Below are 16,439 nucleotides of genomic sequence, written 5' to 3'. Positions count from 1 at the left end.
GACCTGCTTTTCGAATGAATTCGAAGCGACAAAGTCTCCAACCCAACTTTCAAACATGAAAAAGGCGCCTTCCGGCGCCTTCGTTCAGTACCACTTCTTCTCGCCCTCGGGGCGTTTCTTGAAGCGTTTCATGCTCCACATGTACTGGGTCGGGTAAGCCCGCACGTACTTCTCGACCACCCCGCTCATGGCCGCCACCGCTTCTTCGATGTCTTCGCTGTACATGGCTTCCGGCGCCGCTTCCAGGATCACCTTGAAGCCCGAACCATCGGGCAGACGCAGGGCATGTAGGAAGACACCACGAGCTTTGCCCCCGGCGAGCATGCCCGGCACGAACTTGCTGGTCAGCGCGCGGGTACCGAGGAAAGGTACGAACAGGCCCGCAGAAAGGCTCGGCTCCGGGTCGGCCGGGATACCCACCGCGCCGCCCTTACGCACTTCCTTTATGACGCTGAGGATGCCTTCCTTGGTCGACGGCGCCACACGGTTGCCCAACTGAACACGCTGCTTCTGCAGCAGCTCGTCCACCGCCTTCAGCTTTGGCGGGCGGTAGAAGATGATGGGTTTGCACTGGGCGCAGTAGAAGTGATTGAGCACCTCCCAATTACCCAGGTGGCTGGTGATGCCGACCACGCCCTTGCCACTGGCGAGCGCCTCGTGCAGCACCTCCAGGCCTTCAACTTCGTGGACCAGGCCGATGGACTTCTCCGCCGGCCAGATCCAGGCGCAGGCGCTTTCGGTGAGGGTCTTGCCAATATCCTTGAGGCTCTGCCCCACACGCTGCTCCAGCTCGGCCGGCGACAGTTCGGGGAAGCATTTGGACAGATTGATCCGTACCACGTCGCGGGAACGATTCGGCAGTTTCCACATCAGCCAGCCAATCGCCGCCCCCACCGCTTGCACGGCCCGCCACGGCAGGAGGGCAAAGAGGCGCAGGAAGCCAACCACTAGCGCGCCTTTCAGCTTTTCCACAGGCAACTCCAGGAGATCAGAAAGTGCGCATTCTAGCGTCCCAGCCAAGGGAATGCCGCCTCAATGGGCCAGTTCGCGGTAGCGGTCGCAATCTGTGGTGTGGTCCATCACCATGCCGGACGCCTGCATGAAGGCGTAACAGATGGTCGGGCCGACGAAGGTGAAGCCGGCCTTTTTCAGTGTACGGCTCATGGCCTCGGCTTCCGGGGTCACTGCCGGCACCTCGCCGCGGCCCTGGAAGTGGTTGACCCTGGGTCGCCCGCCGACGAATGACCAGAGCAGCGCCACCGGATCGTCCAGGCGCAACCAGGCCTGAGCATTCTGCCGTGCGGCCTTGAGCTTGAGGCGGTTGCGGATGATGCCGGGGTCCTGCATCAGCATTTCGATTTCCTCGTCCGCCAGAGCAGCCAGGCGCTGGACATCGAAGCCGAACATGACTTCACGATAACGCTCGCGTTTCTTCAGCACGGTGATCCAAGAAAGCCCGGCCTGGAAACCCTCCAGCAGGAGCAGCTCGAAAAGCGCCGCCGGCTCACACAGCGGCACCCCCCACTCGGTGTCGTGGTAGTCGATGTAGAGGGGGTCGTCATTGCACCAGAAGCAGCGTGGCATAAGGCTTTCCATGCGGTTGCGGCCGGGTGGATCGGGTATACTCCCGCCTTTTCAGTTGAAGACCCAGCACAGGTGAATTTCGTGAGCCAGACTACGCCCGCCGTGCGCACCTTCCAAGACCTGATCCTCGCCCTGCAGCAGTACTGGGCCGAGCAGGGCTGTGTGGTGCTCCAGCCCTACGACATGGAAGTGGGCGCCGGTACTTTCCACACCGCCACCTTCCTCCGCGCCATCGGCCCGGAAACCTGGAACGCTGCCTACGTGCAGCCCTCCCGCCGTCCGACCGACGGCCGCTACGGCGAGAACCCCAACCGCCTGCAGCATTACTACCAGTTCCAGGTAGTCCTGAAGCCGAACCCGGAAAACTTCCAGGAGCTTTACCTCGGCTCGCTGAAGGCCATCGGCATCGACCCGCTGGTGCATGACATCCGCTTCGTCGAAGACAACTGGGAATCACCGACCCTCGGCGCCTGGGGCCTGGGCTGGGAAATCTGGCTGAACGGCATGGAAGTGACTCAGTTCACCTACTTCCAGCAGGTTGGCGGCATCGAGTGCTACCCGGTCACCGGCGAGATCACCTACGGCCTGGAGCGCCTGGCCATGTACCTGCAAGGCGTTGACTCGGTCTACGACCTGATCTGGACCGACGGCCCCTTCGGCACCGTCACCTACGGCGACGTGTTCCACCAGAACGAAGTGGAGCAGTCCACCTTCAACTTCGAGCACGCCAATGTGCCGAAGCTGTTCGAGCTCTTCGACTTCTACGAGAGCGAGGCCAACCGCCTGATCGAACTGCAGCTGCCGCTGCCGACCTACGAGATGGTCCTCAAGGCCTCCCATACCTTCAACCTGCTGGATGCTCGCCGAGCCATTTCGGTGACCGAACGCCAGCGTTACATCCTGCGCGTACGCACCTTGGCCCGCGCCGTGGCGCAGAGCTATCTGCAGGCGCGCGCGCGCCTCGGCTTCCCCATGGCCACCCCCGAACTGCGTGACGAAGTACTGGCCAAGCTGGAGGCGGCAGAATGAGTGCACAAGATTTTCTGGTAGAGCTGGGCACCGAAGAGCTGCCACCAAAGGCCCTCAAATCCCTCGGTGACGCCTTCCTGGCCGGCATCGAGCAAGGCCTGAAAAGCGCCGGCCTGGGCTATACCAAGGCCCAGGTGTATGCCGCGCCGCGCCGCCTCGCGGTGCTCATTGAGCAGCTGGCCACCCAGCAGCCCGACCGCAGCGTCAACCTCGATGGCCCGCCGGTGCAAGCCGCCTTCGATGCCGAAGGCAAGCCGACCCAGGCCGCCCTCGGCTTCGCCCGCAAGTGCGGCGTGGACCTGGAGCTGATCGACAAGAGCGGTCCGAAGCTGAAGTTCAGCCAGAGCATTCCAGGCCAGCCGGCCGCTGGCCTGCTGCCCGGCATCGTCGAATCCTCCCTCGCGGCCCTGCCGATTCCGAAGCGCATGCGCTGGGCAGCCCGCCGCGAAGAATTCGTGCGTCCAACCCAGTGGCTGGTGATGCTGTTCGGCGAAGAAGTCGTCGACTGCGTAATCCTTGCCCAGAAGGCCGGTCGCGAATCCCGTGGTCACCGTTTCCACAACCCGGACAACATCCGTATCAGCAAGCCCTCAACCTACCTGGAAGACCTCCGCGCAGCCCATGTGCTGGCCGACTTCGCCGAGCGTCGCGAGATCATCGCCAAGCGTGTGGCCGAACTCGCTGCCGAGCAAAAAGGCACTGCCGTGGTTCCGGCCGACCTGCTGGACGAAGTAACCGCGCTGGTCGAATGGCCGGTTCCGCTGGTGTGCTCGTTCGAGGAGCGTTTCCTCGCCGTGCCGCAAGAAGCGCTGATCTCCACCATGCAGGACAACCAGAAATACTTCTGCCTGCTGGATGCCCAGGGCAAGCTGCTGCCGCGCTTCATCACCGTGGCCAACGTGGAAAGCAAGGACTCGATGCAGATTATCTCGGGTAACGAGAAGGTCGTGCGCCCGCGCCTGACCGACGCCGAATTCTTCTTCAAACAGGACAAGAAGCAGAAGCTGGAAAGCTTCAACGAGCGTCTGAAGAATGTGGTATTCCAGGCCCAGCTCGGCACTGTCTATGAAAAGGCCGAGCGCGTATCCCGCCTCGCCGGTTTCGTCGCCGAGCAGATCGGCGCCGATCCGATCCGCGCCGCACGCGCCGGTCTCCTCGCCAAGTGCGACCTGGCCACCGAAATGGTCGGTGAGTTCCCCGAGATGCAGGGCATCGCCGGCTACTACTACGCCCTCAACGACGGTGAGCCGGAAGACGTCGCCCACGCGCTGAACGAGCAGTACATGCCTCGCGGCGCCGGCGCCGAACTGCCGCAAACTCTCACCGGTGCTGCAGTGGCCGTGGCTGACAAGCTGGACACCCTGGTGGGCATCTTCGGCATCGGCATGCTGCCGACCGGCAGCAAGGACCCGTTTGCCCTGCGTCGTCAGGCTCTTGGCGTTCTGCGCATCCTGATCGAGAAGCAACTGGGCCTCGACTTGGCGGCTGCCGTCGCCTTTGCCGTCGACCTCTACGGGGCGAAAGTGAAAGCCGAAGGCTTGGCCGACCAGGTGCTGGAATTCGTCTTCGACCGCCTGCGCGCGCGTTACGAAGACGAAGGTGTCGATGTGGCCGTTTACCTGGCCGTCCGCGCGGTGCAGCCGGTTTCGGCACTCGACTTCGACCAACGCGTCCAGGCCGTTCAAGCCTTCCGCGCGCTGGCTGAAGCCGCTGCCCTGGCCGCTGCCAACAAGCGTGTCTCGAATCTGCTGAGCAAGGCCGATGGCAGCGTACCGGCAGCCGTCGATAGCGCCCTGCTGCAGGAACCAGCCGAGCAGGCCTTGGCCAAGGCTGTCGCCGAGGCCGAACAGGCCCTCGCCGTCGCCGGCAGCTATCGCGAAACCCTGGAGCGGCTGGCCAGCCTGCGTGAGCCAGTGGATAGCTTCTTCGAAGCGGTGCTGGTCAATGCCGAAGACGCAGCTGTGCGTAGCAACCGCTATGCGCTGCTGGCCAAGCTGCGCGGGTTGTTCCTCGGCGTAGCAGACATTTCGGTACTGGGCTAAACAGCAAGCCGGAAGCAGGAGCCTTGAAGCCAGGATCAACCTGGGCTTCAGGTTCCCAGCTTCGTGCTTCAGGCGTTGTTCATGAAACTTGTGATTCTCGACCGCGACGGCGTCATCAACCTTGACTCCGACGCGTACATAAAATCGCTCGAGGAGTGGATCCCGATTCCCTCCTCGATCGACGCCATCGCTCGCCTCAGCAAGGCAGGCTGGACCGTGGCCGTGGCCACCAATCAGTCAGGCCTGGCGCGCGGCTATTACGACCTGTCGACGCTGGAAACCATGCATGTACGCCTGCGCGAGCTGGTGGCGGAGCAGGGCGGCGACGTCGGCTTGATCGTACATTGCCCGCACGGGCCTGATGATGGCTGCGATTGCCGAAAACCCAGGCCTGGCATGTTGCTGCGCATCGCCGAGCACTACGGCGTGGACCTTGCTGGCATCTGGTTCGTCGGCGACAGCAGTGGTGACCTGGAAGCCGCCCAAGCCGTCGATTGTCAGCCCGTGCTGGTAAAGACCGGCAAGGGTGAACGCACGCTGGCCAAGGCCCTGCCGGCCGGCACCCTGGTATTCGACGATCTGGCGGCCGTCGCCGCGCATCTTCTTCAATAAGGTCAATTAGCTCCCATGACGACTGTGCAGACCATCAGAACCGTTCTCTTTTATCTGCTGCTGTCGTTGAGCGCCTGCATTTGGGGCACGCTGAGCTTGTTCATCGCGCCATTCCTGCCGTTCCACGCGCGCTACCGCTTCATCGTCTGGCGCTGGTGCCGCTCTGCAGTCTGGCTGGCCAAGGTTGTGGTCGGTATCCGCTATGAGGTGAAGGGCCTGGAGAACATCCCAGAGCGCCCGTGCGTGATCCTCGCTAAGCATCAGAGCACTTGGGAGACCTTCTATCTCTCTGGAGCCTTCGAACCGCTTAGCCAGGTCGTCAAACGCGAGCTTCTGCGCGTGCCGTTCTTCGGCTGGGCGATGGCGCTGATGAAGCCCATTGCCATTGACCGCAGCAACCCCAAAGCCGCACTCAAGCAATTGGCTAGCCAGGGCGACGAACGCCTGAAGCAGGGCGCGTGGGTGCTGATATTCCCCGAAGGCACCCGCGTGCCCGCCGGCCAGATGGGCAAATTCTCCCGTGGCGGCGCAGCACTCGCGGCTAATGCCAACCTTCCCGTATTGCCCGTGGCGCACAACGCTGGAACTTATTGGCCGAAGGAAGGCTGGGCCAAGTACCCTGGAACCATCCAGGTTGTCATCGGCCCGCCAATGTACGCCGAAGGAGAAGGCCCTCGGTCCATCGCCGAACTCAACGACCGGGCGTATGCCTGGGTTGAGCAGACCCAGAAACAGATCGAAGGCTTCGCGGATCTACCTGGCTCGAGCAATCCAAGCGTTCCGCGTGATTCTGTGGATAAGCTGTGAACAAAAAATTGGCGTGAGTGCCATTCAGCATTACATTCTATTGATTTTATTGAATAAATTTAAAAGGCACGGGTTTGACGGAAAAGTGCATAAAACTTTTCCGCAGGCCCATGACGTCATCCCTTCAGGTAGGTCGAATCCAGGGCGTTGAAGCACTGGATGATTCGCTCCCTGCTCACCTCGGGGAAAGCCTTCTCGGTCAGGACGACCATAACCGCAGGCTTGACTCTGCCTGACCGCAACTGCCGCAGCATGAAGGCGCTAATCTCCTCGTCGGTCACAGCACCTGACTTAGGCTGTTCGTCCATCCTCATCTCCTCCACCCGTCACAAGAAAGCAGCTTAAGGCATGCAGGGAGCACCAGGGCACTTTGCACGTCTTCGGTCGACCACTTTTCGGATACCAGAGCAATCCCTCTCCCGATCGCTCACGCATGCATAACGGACTCATGGACGACGTTAAAAGCTTCCAACATAGTGGCCATCCATATTGGGGTATCCACAAATGGGGCTTGGAACGACGAGGTAGGTCAGGCAAAGCTTGGAAGTCGGTAAGCGGTAAATCCACCTGGACAACTGCCGCGTCCGGTGAACCCGGCTTTGGAACCAGAGAGAAAGGGAAGGAAGTCAGAATCCCGGAAAGCACTGAGGGGAGCCTGGGCTCCCCTCAAATTTTTTTTTGGTGCTTTGTTCTTCTTCTTGATCGACTTGTTGTTGTTGTTAGCGATCTTTATTTCAAACTAGCAGTTGTCGGATCCCATAATGGATCCAGGGCAAACATATTTTTTTGGACGCCGATCTTGCAACTGTCACGCTGTGAGCCGACTGATACCTGAGCTACTTTCAAGTAGTCTTATTCTGTGGACCAGTTCGCCGGGGAGAGCCCGGAGCCGAACACCTTCTCCAAAAAGATCTGTTTGCTTCTCCTCTGCCCTGTTGTTTTTGTTGTGTCAGAGTCGAGATATCTTCTTTTTTGCAGCTTTCTTGTTTTTGTTGTGCCAGCAATAAAGCATTTGCCATGCCAATTATATAAAAACCTTACAAATCAATAGCTTATAAAAATTCAGATCGAACACCACCCCCTCAGTAGCCCATTATTGTTCCCTTTCAACCCGGACTCACATCCTGATACACATGACCGGTAACACTCCTCCCTGCCCACAAGGCCACACTTCGTTACCTTTTTAGAGGCCTTCCCTAGCTCGCGGCAAAGCGTGTATCGCAGGCAAAGGTTAATCGCTTGGTGCGACGCCCTCGCGGCACGGCCTCAAGCCAACACAGCGCTTCAGGAATGGCGCAGACATCCAGGACAAGTCCTACTCCGGGCGGCGCTCCGCAGAAGGTAAGACGCACTGTCGAGTGCCCACCGGTCCAGATCCGTGTGATAGCTCAGATGGGATTGGCCTGGCCGCGGGTGACCCACGCATTCTGAAGGCGCTCATGCCTGCAGTCGACTGCAGGCACTCATTGAACCCGTAGAACACTCCGTTGCCAGGGATCTCACTCTATGCGCCCCTAGGTTCAGGCGCTTGGTTGCCAGGACAGCGTATTCGACGGGTCAGGGCCAAAGGAGAAATTTGGGGGGCAGCGAGCCCAAGGCAGAACCATCGGATCAAGAGCATCCACCTTTAGTATCTCGGCAATCTGCAGCCAGCCCCTGATCAGGTGGCGCAGGGCGTTATGTGGATTGAATCACCAGCCGCTTTGTGTTTGTGCAACTGTACGAAACAGGCCGAAGAACAGGAAGGTATCCCCCGACTGTACGCAACGCTGCCGAAGTGAAACCCGCCAGCCAGCCATTCCCCGACATGCCTGGTTCGGCGAATCATCGCTTTGCAGATGGAAAGGTTGTGGCCAAAAGGATCGGGCGCAAAGCCAGTGTCCTAGGTCAACTTGCAGCTCAACAGTTTCAAGACGAGCGTATCCTGCGGACTGCATGCACCAGGCGAGTACCCAACAGAATAACGAACGGCAAAACACGGCTCGATCATGCAGAGCGACACAATGAAAGCATTCCCGAATATGCGCTGGGGGACGAGCGGGGCAGCGGTCAATCCCGACTCAACGCCCATCGACACCTGCCTACCTGCCTACCTGCCTACCTGCCTACCTGCCTACCTGCCTACCTGCCTACCTGCCTACCTGCCTACTGAGCATGGCGTCACTTCCGATGAACCCGCAACGATGTTCAAACGCTCCGCCCATCGGCCCTGCGAGCCAACCTGACAGTGGATTCGACGCCCCTAGATCGAACGGGCAGGGCAGCACGGCGGCTTGCTGATCCAAAAGAAAAACCCCGGCACAGAGGCCGGGGCTTGGAGCTGGATCGCGACATTAATTCCGCTCAAACGCGACAATTAATATGCCCGTTCACACATCATGTCGACGGGCGATAAACGTGTCATTCACCGCTCTATAAATATCAATGACTTACGGGCGAAATGGGCACGATTACTGGCATGATTGAGCCACATAAAGTGGCATTTTCCGCCGAAATGACCGCAATTAATGGCATTTTCCGCACAGCCCACAAATCAGGTACTACAGGCCGGACATGTCGCTACCTTCAGGTCACGCTGAGCCAGACAGATTGGCTCTATCCGTTTGCCCTGGCGTCTTCCGCATACCAAAGCAGAGCATCTAGTTCGGCTAAATTTTTAGCAGGGTAGCCCTTGGTTCGCCTGAGAGCCGTGCGGAGGTGCCTAGCTGCATAGATGTACTTGTCTCCCTCGGAAAGCCCCCTAGGACGTACAAGGCCGCTTGCCCTCAACCAGCCTTTGATGGGGCTGTTTGCCACATGGTAAACACTCGGGAAGAACTGGCAGAGCATCTCAGTAAACAAAGATCCTCGAGTCTCGAGGACGATATCACTCATCCTGTTGATCTCTCGAACAACCACCAAGTCCCGTTCTACTCCTGGAGCATCCAAAACACGAACTAGGCTCCTGGAAAGCTCCCTGTGATCGCCGTGCTTGCCCTTGATCTCCCATCCCTTAGCCTGGAAGCGACTTCCCCCATCCATCGACCAGAGTTCGCGGAGGCTGTCGTAGAAGGCCAGATTTTTGTTCGGGCTCCACCTTGCAGCACCAGCAGCATCCCTAAATAGCTTCTCCAGATCGTCCCTATTCGCCTTGAAGGCTCTCATAGCAGTTCGACGAGCACGAAGGATGCTATCCAGCATCTCCAGGTCGGTCGGGAGCGGGAGGACATATTCGACGGCATAGCTACCGCCATCATCATTCTCACCTGCTGCTCCGTTCGTACCCTTCTTGCTTGGCTTGGGTTGGCGAGCGGCCTCTACATAGCCTTCTAGCCACTTGGTATCAACAACGGCCGACTGCGGCGGCTCCAACCCCAGAACCCAAGCTTTGGCCTGCTGGAAAGACTCCTCCGAAATGGCGGTGAAGCCATTGATTTCGTGGTTGTCGGAAAAGGCAGCCACCGAGAGATTGGAAGAACCGATCAAGGCGTAGCACTTGCCGTCAGTCTCTCTCCAGAACATCGCCTTGGGATGGAATCCCTGAATACCCTCTGCGGCGAAGAGCTGCGTTTTGTACCGAATGGGGAGCCACTTCAGGACGCTTTCGCAAGCGGCCTTACGAGTAAGGCCAAAGTCCTCACCCACCACCATCATGAACTCTTCACAATGGGTTCCGAGTTTTTCCTCGATATCCCAGTTCGTCAGGTATGCGCTGACGATGTACAGCTCCTTGGATTCGGCGATGGCTCGATGGTAGTAGCTTTTCAGGCTTTTTTGATCGGCCTGGTGGGGCAGAAAAATAAGCTCCATCAGAAATCCTTTTCCGGATTGAGGCGCCAGAGAAAAGCCGGCGTTAGCCGGCTCATGGAAGCACTAATATGCCTATAGGGTTCGCTTTTCCGCTAGCCTGCTCAAACCATCAATCAGAACCTCGTGGTCGTACTGCCTCCACCGACCTGGATGATTAGCTTCGAAAGCCGCACAGCCAAGGCCGGACAGGGTTTCAGTTCATTCCCGCCTGATTTCAGGTCTATAGGGGATTATAGAGTGACTATAGAGCGATTATAGGCAAGTCGCGGCACCCCTCCCTACAGCCTGCCTGTACGAGACTCCCACGATTGCGGGGCAGGTAGCCCAACCTTGGCTACTGGCACGGCTCAAGTAACTCCATTGAACTCGACGGATCCGCGAGGCGATAGCCCATTGCCCGGTAGCCGGCCTGACGCTTGTTCCACATCCGCAACAACGCCGGATGTCCGGCATCGACGAAGTCGACAATGCGTACGTCGGTTTTGCTCGCATGCTCGCGGTGCAGTCGCCCGGCATACTGCTGAAGGTTGCCCTTCCAGGAAATCGGCATGGCCAGGATCAAGGTATCCAACGGCGGATGGTCGAAACCTTCACCGACCAGCTTGCCGGTAGCCAGGAGTACCCGTGGGGTCTCGGGTGGTAACGCTTCCAGCTCAGCAATCAGCGCAGTCCGCTGCTTCTTGGATAGCCGGCTATGCAGCGCAAACACATTTTCCACCCGCCCAACCAGCCGTTCTTCGATAGCGCTCAGGTGGTCGGTGCGCTCCGTCAACACCAGGATTTTTCGAGCTTGCCTGAATGCCGCTTCGACCGCCGCAATGATTCTGTCTGTTCGCTCGTTATCGTCAGCGACCTGTCGAAAGACTTCCTGAATGCCAGCGTTCTCGGCCACCACTATCGGCTGACGCAACCACTGCGGCGTGACCACCAGATCAACCGGCGCACCGGCCGGCCTCGAGGCCGTGTGCCGAATGGGCCCGCATTGCATGAAGATGATCGGTTGCTGGCCATCCCGGCGCATCGGCGTAGCGGTCAGTCCGAGCACATACTTGGCGGCGGAGCTCTTCAGGATGGCTTCGAACGAAATGGCCGACAGGTGATGGCACTCATCGACGATGATCTGTCCGTACTGTTTCACCTGCTCACTGACTTCACCCTGGCGCGACAACGACTGCATCACCGCGACATCGATGAGCCCGCTCGGTTTGGCTTTACCTCCCCCGATGGTGCCAATCATTCCTTTCTCAACACTCAGGAAAGTCTGCAAGCGCTCCTTCCATTGCTGAAGCAGCTCAGTGCGATGCACCAGCACCAGCGTATTCACGCCTCGCCTGGCAATCAGCGCAGCGGCCGTCACGGTCTTACCAAAGGCCGTCGGCGCACACAGGATTCCGGTGTCATGCTCCAGCACGGCCTCAAGGGCAGTCTCCTGATCCGGCCGCAACGTACCCGCAAAGCGGATATTGATGGGCTCACCCCGGCAACGCTCATCGTGCAGCACCAGGGCAATACCGTTTTCCTGGAGCAATTCCTGGGCGGCCTCCAGGCAGCCACGCGGCAGTGCAATGTGCTGAGGAAAATTCTCGGCACAACCAATCACGCGTGGCTTGTTCCACACCGGTAGGCGCATGGCCTGAGCCTTGTAGAACTCCGGATTTTGAAACGCCGCCAAGCGGATGAGCTGATTGGCCAACGGCTGGGGCAGTTCGGACTTGTTGAAATAGAGCTGATTGGCCAAGGTCACATTCAACGCGGCGGGCAGCGGACAGGTCAGCTTCCGTGACTTGGGCGCCTGCTGCTCCCAGGGCTGTCGCTCTTCAGTATCGTCACCGATCACATCCAGGGGATGGCGGTGCCCAATGGCCCTGACTATCGCGGGCTCGATGTCGTCGCGGTGCATCGGCCGAACGCTCGCGAGGAACGCCCACTGGTCGGGATAAGGAACCAGCTCCTCGTCGACAAACACGCTGGCATTTCGCGCACGCGCTTGCTTCTGCAATGGCAAGGCAATCAGATTTCCGAAGCCGCCTTTCGGCAGGCTGTCCTGATTCGGGAAAAGCCGATCATAGGAGGTCAGGGCCAGCTGCCGGGTGCGCTCGCAGGTGTGGCTGATGATCGCGGTACCCAGGCGTCTCGCATCGGCTGCGGGTACATAGCTCGCGAAGAAAATCCAAGCATGTGCCCCATGACCGGAGCGCGAAATTTCCACCGCAACCGGCACCTCCAACTCTCGGCATGACTGTGCAAAGGCTCGGACATCGTCCCGCCAGTCGGCCTCGTCGAAGTCCACAGCTAGGAAGTGGCAGGTGTCATCCGGCATGAGTGGATAGACGCCAATGACGATCTCACCGGCCAGATGCCGGTACAACACCTGGTCACTCAGGGGTATCAACTGACGATGGGGGCACTCGCCGCATTTGATCCGGGGCTTCTCGCAAACGCCAACACGCCACTCGTTGGCGCAGGCCGGGGAGTACCCCGATTTGCCCGTCTTGCTTTCCCAGCGCAGCGGAAAGACATCGGCTCGCCCCTGGAACAGGCGCCTAAAGAGCTCCAGCTTTGCATCGGTAGCCAGCCTTAGCGCTACGGGTTCGATTACCGGGCGCGAAGCCTGCTTGGCAGCGACGACAGGGACACGCCACTCGATACCGTTGGACTCCAGCAGCGCAATCAACCGGGCGTTTTCGGCCTGGAGTTGCGCCAGCAGATCAGCGTCGCTCATAGGTCAACCAGTAACAGTCTGTGTGCCATGCAAGCTTGTTCACCCTGCCGGCGCAATCATCAATGTCCATGAACACATGTGGCGTAACGCTAGGGTGGGCAGGCCATGACTCATTATTGTTGCCAGCTGCTAGGTCAAAGGTTCTTGGACTTGGATGCGATTCGACAGATCAGCCGCGCGTCAAGAAGCGCATGGTGAGGTGCATCCTCTACGTCTGAATCGTCTTCAACGGCAGTCAACTCGACCTCCCGGCAGCCCACGACATTATCAGGTAGGCCGGGCGAACCCAGCAGTTCAAGAAGCAACGGCCAATCCCATTTCAACGCATCCCCTACCACCTCGACTGGCCCCTGTTGAACCAAAAACGCCTGCAACATTCCTGATGCATTTTCACGCGTGGCCCCGTATCTCTCGAGATCCAGCTGGGGTAACACTGTCGCCCGCGTGAACTCACTGCATTCGGCCTCAGACCAGCCATCTAGCAGCTCAACATAAAACTCGGCACCGTCCTCTGCCACCAGCGCTAGCGAAATCAGACAACGGTCGAGGGTTAGGCTTGTGAATTCGGTGTCCAGATACAACGTACGCATCGCCATCATGAGTCACTCCTGTTTGCAGGCAATGCTCGAGAATGCAGCCTCCTTCGGCCAGATCCCAAGGTTTGGGTTGAAGCCAGTATGCCTAACCGCCTCACTAGGTGCATTCAACAACGGCCACAAAAACATGGCCAATTGCCACCAATGCGAATAGCCTTTATCTTTGGTTATTGGGTTCGAGCAATGGATGCTCGAATAGATCGTGAGGCCTCCGTGACAAAAATTGCTTATATCGAAGACCATGTCGTCCCACAATTATTCACGACGGCCATTGAGGCATATGAATTTACGCACCAGAGCACTGCAAATGCCAAAGGCTACACAAAACTGGAAACCTTCGGATTGCTTTGGGGCTACTCTATTCCGGCAAAAGGTGAAGGGCCTGCGCGCGTAATTGCGACTATGGCCACCACTGAAACTTCGGCAGTTCGACATACGGACTGGGTCAAGCCAAACTTCAACTCAATAAAAGCCAAAAAAGAGTTCTTCGAGCGCTATTGGCCAAACATCGAATTGGTTGGAACATTTCACTCACACCCATATGACAGCATAGCTGAAATTAATAAGATCAAAGGCTGGCAAGCGTCCCCAGGTGATGAAAAATTCTGGCCGCATTTCCATAAAGAGATCGCGCCCGATCAGCCAACTCTGTGCCATCTGATTGTGTCTATCACCAAACTGCAAAAACGGGGCTGGGCCTTCCCAGACCGTCTCGCCAATAGCGAAAGTAACAAGGGATATGTGCTATCAGCCGACTATAGAAAGCTGTGGCTCCGCGTGTACTCCAGCAACATGGTCATGACGAGAGATGAAAATCAGTGTATCTACAGTGACGATATGACACTTGAAATCCCCGCTCTGCAAAAGCGTTTTCAGTAGCACCCTTGATAAACCATCAAATAATATCTATAAACAGATGACCACTGCACCAATCATGCATACGCGAAGGTAACCCCCTTCTCAATCAACGATAAATACAAACCTTAAAAGGACTTAAAATGATAAGAGGCATTGCGTTACCAATCGCGTTCTACCGTTCCCACGGAAAGAAACTGATACACAAAGAAATTCAAATCTATTTCTCCTTTGAACCAATACCTCCTGAGAACAAAGAGTTCCTTCATAACGGGGACTTGGATAAGCGCCTGCTTAGCGAGCTGATCAACAAGAGCTACCCCAGGGGCTTTGACTTTTTGGTGCCATACAAAATCACCAAAGGACTTTCATACGAAGTTACCTATGGCGTTAGACACAAAATAGCCATCCTAGATCTAAACCCCACGACTGCAACACTCAGAAACCACATTGGACTGATGCCATGCTCGCACAATAACTTGCAGCCGTTGCTCGAAGCATTTGGCCATCCCGACTTCTACCTAGAAAGCGATACTGACTCAATTAAGTTACATGTCAAGAGTGGAAACCGATACTTCTCAATACCCTCCCAGAGTTATTCACCAAATTGCTGGGCCGAATTTGCACACCCCTCTATTATATTGGAAGGTCGTGGCCAGCCGGTGGAGTATGAAGAAATAAACTGGAACCAAGTAATTAGTGATATAACAATGTATTCTCACGAAATCCGATATCTGGCCTCAAGCCCTACCTAACACCATAATTTCATTTTATCCCTTGCCAACATCTGATCGGCGCAGGGCGAGCCTCGTCAATCAAAGGACATGAAGGCAATGGGTGAGAGTAAAAGATACGGATAAGGAAATATCTGTGGGTCAATCCAGCCAACGTTACGTGAACTTTATTGCCAACCTGATGCCACTGTATCAGCACGAAGAAGTGAACAACCTGTGGTGCGCCCGCTCACTGCGCGATGGAACGATACTGTTACCGCAGCACGATATCGATGACAGCCTGGACGACGACTGGATCACTGTGTGGTGGCAGGGCAATCCTGAGCGCGCTTGTGAGGTTGACGGTACGCAACTAGCGAGCATTGCCCTGGTGGACTACGTGCAGTTCCACAGTGCCGGCAAAGCGCCCCAACACGTGACCGACCTGCTGGAGCACTTGAGTCAGCATTTCACCTTCAAGACTGGCGGACACCTGCACCTTCCATACGCCGAGGAGGAATTGCAGGCCTTCGGGAAAGTGCTGGAGGCGGTCAAACGCTATGGGCCAGACTTGGCGTGGGAAGGATTGAAGAAAAGCCTTGGGCTGTAGCTGGAACCTCGCCCTCTCCCCACCGAACGGCACTCGCACTACACCTCCAAGCCCAGTGAACTGGCGACTCACGCGCGGACAAAATTCCTTACCTATCGTTGGGCTCAGCCTGCTTTGGCTGCCGAATCTCCTCCTCCTGACGAGCCCGAATAACAGGTTCCAAGTCTTTGATATGGCGCCGGGTGAGCTGGCCAGGCAGAGAAAATGACAGCAGCATGGCCAGGCACGCCAGGAACAGCAAGAAGCCCTCGACGCCGAGCCGTTTGCGCCTCAAGGCATCACGCCGTGCTCAATACGCCCGAGCAAATCACATACCGCCTCGGCGCCAACCTCAGTCGAAAGTAGCTCCACTGGGCGACGCCCACCCAGGCCCCATTGAGGCTCCTGGAGCCACATCCTCGCCGCCTCCCAGTTGCCCTCAAACAATGTCTGGGCTGCCGCGAGAACACGCGCGACGCGGTACAACTGATGACTATGCGCCATCGAGAACCTTCCCCGTTTGCGACTTTGGCGCAACGCGTAACGGGACAGCCCCACCATTGCGGCCAGCTTATACTGTGGAACGCCCGAAACCGCCGCCAAGCGTTTCAAGACCACAAAGGCAAACCCTGCTTGCAAGTGCTCAAGCAATGCTGCACCTGGCTCGGGAATACCCAATTGCGCCCAATACCCAGGCAACGCGCTGAGGGGAGAGGAGTGTGCTCTCGACATCTCCATCATGGTCTGTCTCCGAATTTTCAGACTGGAACCTGAATGCTCGGGAATGGGATTTGGTGCTGCCACCATCCAGATGACCCGCTTGTTGAGCTCACCGTCCATGCGCGGGTGCACGCCGTTGCGAATAGCATTACCAAACCCGTCGCCACTCTGGATCTGCAATCGTTCGGATCGTGTGTACTGGTAACGTGGCCAGCAGCAGCTTGGCCCGGTCGCGCTCTTCACGCATCGCGATGCCTCCTCCGGCCGGTTGGATTACATAGCCCTCGTATGGATTCGACTCGAAAGGCAGAGACTACTGAACACGCCAGGGCGTCAGGTGCACGCCTTGGGCGCGAAGTTTGAGAAACGTCTGAAGCGATT

14 protein-coding genes and 1 pseudogene are annotated in these 16,439 nt (G+C 57.7%); 7 read left to right on the top strand and 8 right to left on the bottom strand.

The genetic code is table 11. From position 1 onward, the window contains the following. Positions 1–84: 84 nt before the first annotated feature. Positions 85–972: a lysophospholipid acyltransferase gene (locus J7302_RS14620; protein WP_215375845.1), complete on the bottom strand. Its 888-nt coding sequence runs from the start codon at positions 970–972 to the stop codon at positions 85–87. A 60-nt stretch (positions 973–1,032) separates the two neighbouring features. After that, a complete protein-coding gene (locus J7302_RS14615) occupies positions 1,033–1,584 on the bottom strand; it encodes a DNA-3-methyladenine glycosylase I (protein ID WP_215375841.1) in 552 nt (183 codons plus the stop codon). A gap of 81 nt (positions 1,585–1,665) precedes the next feature. Here J7302_RS14615 and glyQ point away from each other — a divergent pair, with 81 nt between their 5' ends. From glyQ to J7302_RS14595, 4 genes are all read left to right on the top strand, one after another. Next, positions 1,666–2,613 (top strand): glycine--tRNA ligase subunit alpha, encoded by a 948-nt coding sequence (gene glyQ, locus J7302_RS14610; protein WP_215375837.1) that lies wholly within the window; start codon positions 1,666–1,668, stop codon positions 2,611–2,613. Beyond that, a complete protein-coding gene (gene glyS / locus J7302_RS14605) occupies positions 2,610–4,655 on the top strand; it encodes a glycine--tRNA ligase subunit beta (RefSeq protein ID WP_215375833.1) in 2,046 nt (681 codons plus the stop codon). The genes glyQ and glyS overlap by 4 nt, the downstream gene beginning before the upstream one ends. Before the next feature lie 81 nt (positions 4,656–4,736). Then, a complete protein-coding gene (gmhB, locus tag J7302_RS14600) occupies positions 4,737–5,267 on the top strand; it encodes a D-glycero-beta-D-manno-heptose 1,7-bisphosphate 7-phosphatase (RefSeq protein WP_394359091.1) in 531 nt (176 codons plus the stop codon). Between the two features lie 15 nt (positions 5,268–5,282). Continuing rightward, entirely contained in the window at positions 5,283–6,074 is a 792-nt protein-coding gene (locus J7302_RS14595; RefSeq protein WP_215375830.1) for a lysophospholipid acyltransferase family protein, read from the top strand. Between the two features lie 116 nt (positions 6,075–6,190). On the opposite strand, the gene J7302_RS14590 is transcribed toward J7302_RS14595, so the two are convergent. From J7302_RS14590 to J7302_RS14570, 5 genes and pseudogenes are all read right to left on the bottom strand, one after another. Further along, entirely contained in the window at positions 6,191–6,382 is a 192-nt protein-coding gene (locus tag J7302_RS14590) for a hypothetical protein (RefSeq protein ID WP_215375826.1), read from the bottom strand. A 1,352-nt stretch (positions 6,383–7,734) separates the two neighbouring features. Continuing rightward, positions 7,735–7,944, bottom strand: a pseudogene (locus J7302_RS26975) (hypothetical protein); the annotation flags it as partial. Between the two features lie 725 nt (positions 7,945–8,669). After that, on the bottom strand, positions 8,670–9,863 hold the full coding sequence (locus tag J7302_RS14580; RefSeq protein ID WP_215375823.1) for a phospholipase D family protein: 1,194 nt from the start codon (positions 9,861–9,863) through the stop codon (positions 8,670–8,672). A 334-nt stretch (positions 9,864–10,197) separates the two neighbouring features. After that, the gene (locus tag J7302_RS14575; protein WP_215375819.1) at positions 10,198–12,585 is read right to left on the bottom strand and encodes a TOTE conflict system archaeo-eukaryotic primase domain-containing protein; all 2,388 of its coding nucleotides are present in this window, start codon (positions 12,583–12,585) and stop codon (positions 10,198–10,200) included. A gap of 134 nt (positions 12,586–12,719) precedes the next feature. Continuing rightward, positions 12,720–13,184: a hypothetical protein gene (locus J7302_RS14570; protein WP_251702078.1), complete on the bottom strand. Its 465-nt coding sequence runs from the start codon at positions 13,182–13,184 to the stop codon at positions 12,720–12,722. A gap of 210 nt (positions 13,185–13,394) precedes the next feature. Here J7302_RS14570 and J7302_RS14565 point away from each other — a divergent pair, with 210 nt between their 5' ends. The 3 genes from J7302_RS14565 to J7302_RS14555 all read left to right on the top strand — a co-directional run bounded on the left by J7302_RS14565 (position 13,395) and on the right by J7302_RS14555 (position 15,359). Beyond that, a complete protein-coding gene (locus J7302_RS14565; RefSeq protein ID WP_251702077.1) occupies positions 13,395–14,060 on the top strand; it encodes a hypothetical protein in 666 nt (221 codons plus the stop codon). A 119-nt stretch (positions 14,061–14,179) separates the two neighbouring features. Further along, positions 14,180–14,791 carry a hypothetical protein gene (locus J7302_RS14560; RefSeq protein ID WP_215375815.1) on the top strand — a complete coding sequence of 204 codons (612 nt, stop codon included), beginning with the start codon at positions 14,180–14,182 and terminating at the stop codon, positions 14,789–14,791. Between the two features lie 115 nt (positions 14,792–14,906). Further along, positions 14,907–15,359 carry a hypothetical protein gene (locus tag J7302_RS14555; RefSeq protein WP_215375813.1) on the top strand — a complete coding sequence of 151 codons (453 nt, stop codon included), beginning with the start codon at positions 14,907–14,909 and terminating at the stop codon, positions 15,357–15,359. Positions 15,360–15,629: 270 nt separating this feature from the next. Here J7302_RS14555 and parS read toward each other — a convergent pair whose 3' ends face one another. Next, positions 15,630–16,238: a type II RES/Xre toxin-antitoxin system antitoxin gene (gene parS / locus J7302_RS14550; protein WP_215375810.1), complete on the bottom strand. Its 609-nt coding sequence runs from the start codon at positions 16,236–16,238 to the stop codon at positions 15,630–15,632. Positions 16,239–16,439 lie beyond the last annotated feature (201 nt).

The organism is Metapseudomonas boanensis (assembly GCF_018704125.1).
GTDB classification, from domain to species: domain Bacteria; phylum Pseudomonadota; class Gammaproteobacteria; order Pseudomonadales; family Pseudomonadaceae; genus Metapseudomonas; species Metapseudomonas boanensis.
This window is presented reverse-complemented; position numbering and strand designations above follow the sequence as displayed.

Coding starts and splice junctions, on each gene's coding strand:
- J7302_RS14595 (WP_215375830.1), top strand. CDS start 5,283: ATGACGACTGTGCAGACCATCAGAACCGTTCTCTTTTATCTGCTGCTG.
- J7302_RS14570 (WP_251702078.1), bottom strand. CDS start 13,184: ATGATGGCGATGCGTACGTTGTATCTGGACACCGAATTCACAAGCCTA.
- J7302_RS14560 (WP_215375815.1), top strand. CDS start 14,180: ATGATAAGAGGCATTGCGTTACCAATCGCGTTCTACCGTTCCCACGGA.
- J7302_RS14590 (WP_215375826.1), bottom strand. CDS start 6,382: ATGGACGAACAGCCTAAGTCAGGTGCTGTGACCGACGAGGAGATTAGC.
- gmhB (WP_394359091.1), top strand. CDS start 4,737: ATGAAACTTGTGATTCTCGACCGCGACGGCGTCATCAACCTTGACTCC.
- J7302_RS14580 (WP_215375823.1), bottom strand. CDS start 9,863: ATGGAGCTTATTTTTCTGCCCCACCAGGCCGATCAAAAAAGCCTGAAA.
- J7302_RS14615 (WP_215375841.1), bottom strand. CDS start 1,584: ATGCCACGCTGCTTCTGGTGCAATGACGACCCCCTCTACATCGACTAC.
- J7302_RS14575 (WP_215375819.1), bottom strand. CDS start 12,585: ATGAGCGACGCTGATCTGCTGGCGCAACTCCAGGCCGAAAACGCCCGG.
- glyS (WP_215375833.1), top strand. CDS start 2,610: ATGAGTGCACAAGATTTTCTGGTAGAGCTGGGCACCGAAGAGCTGCCA.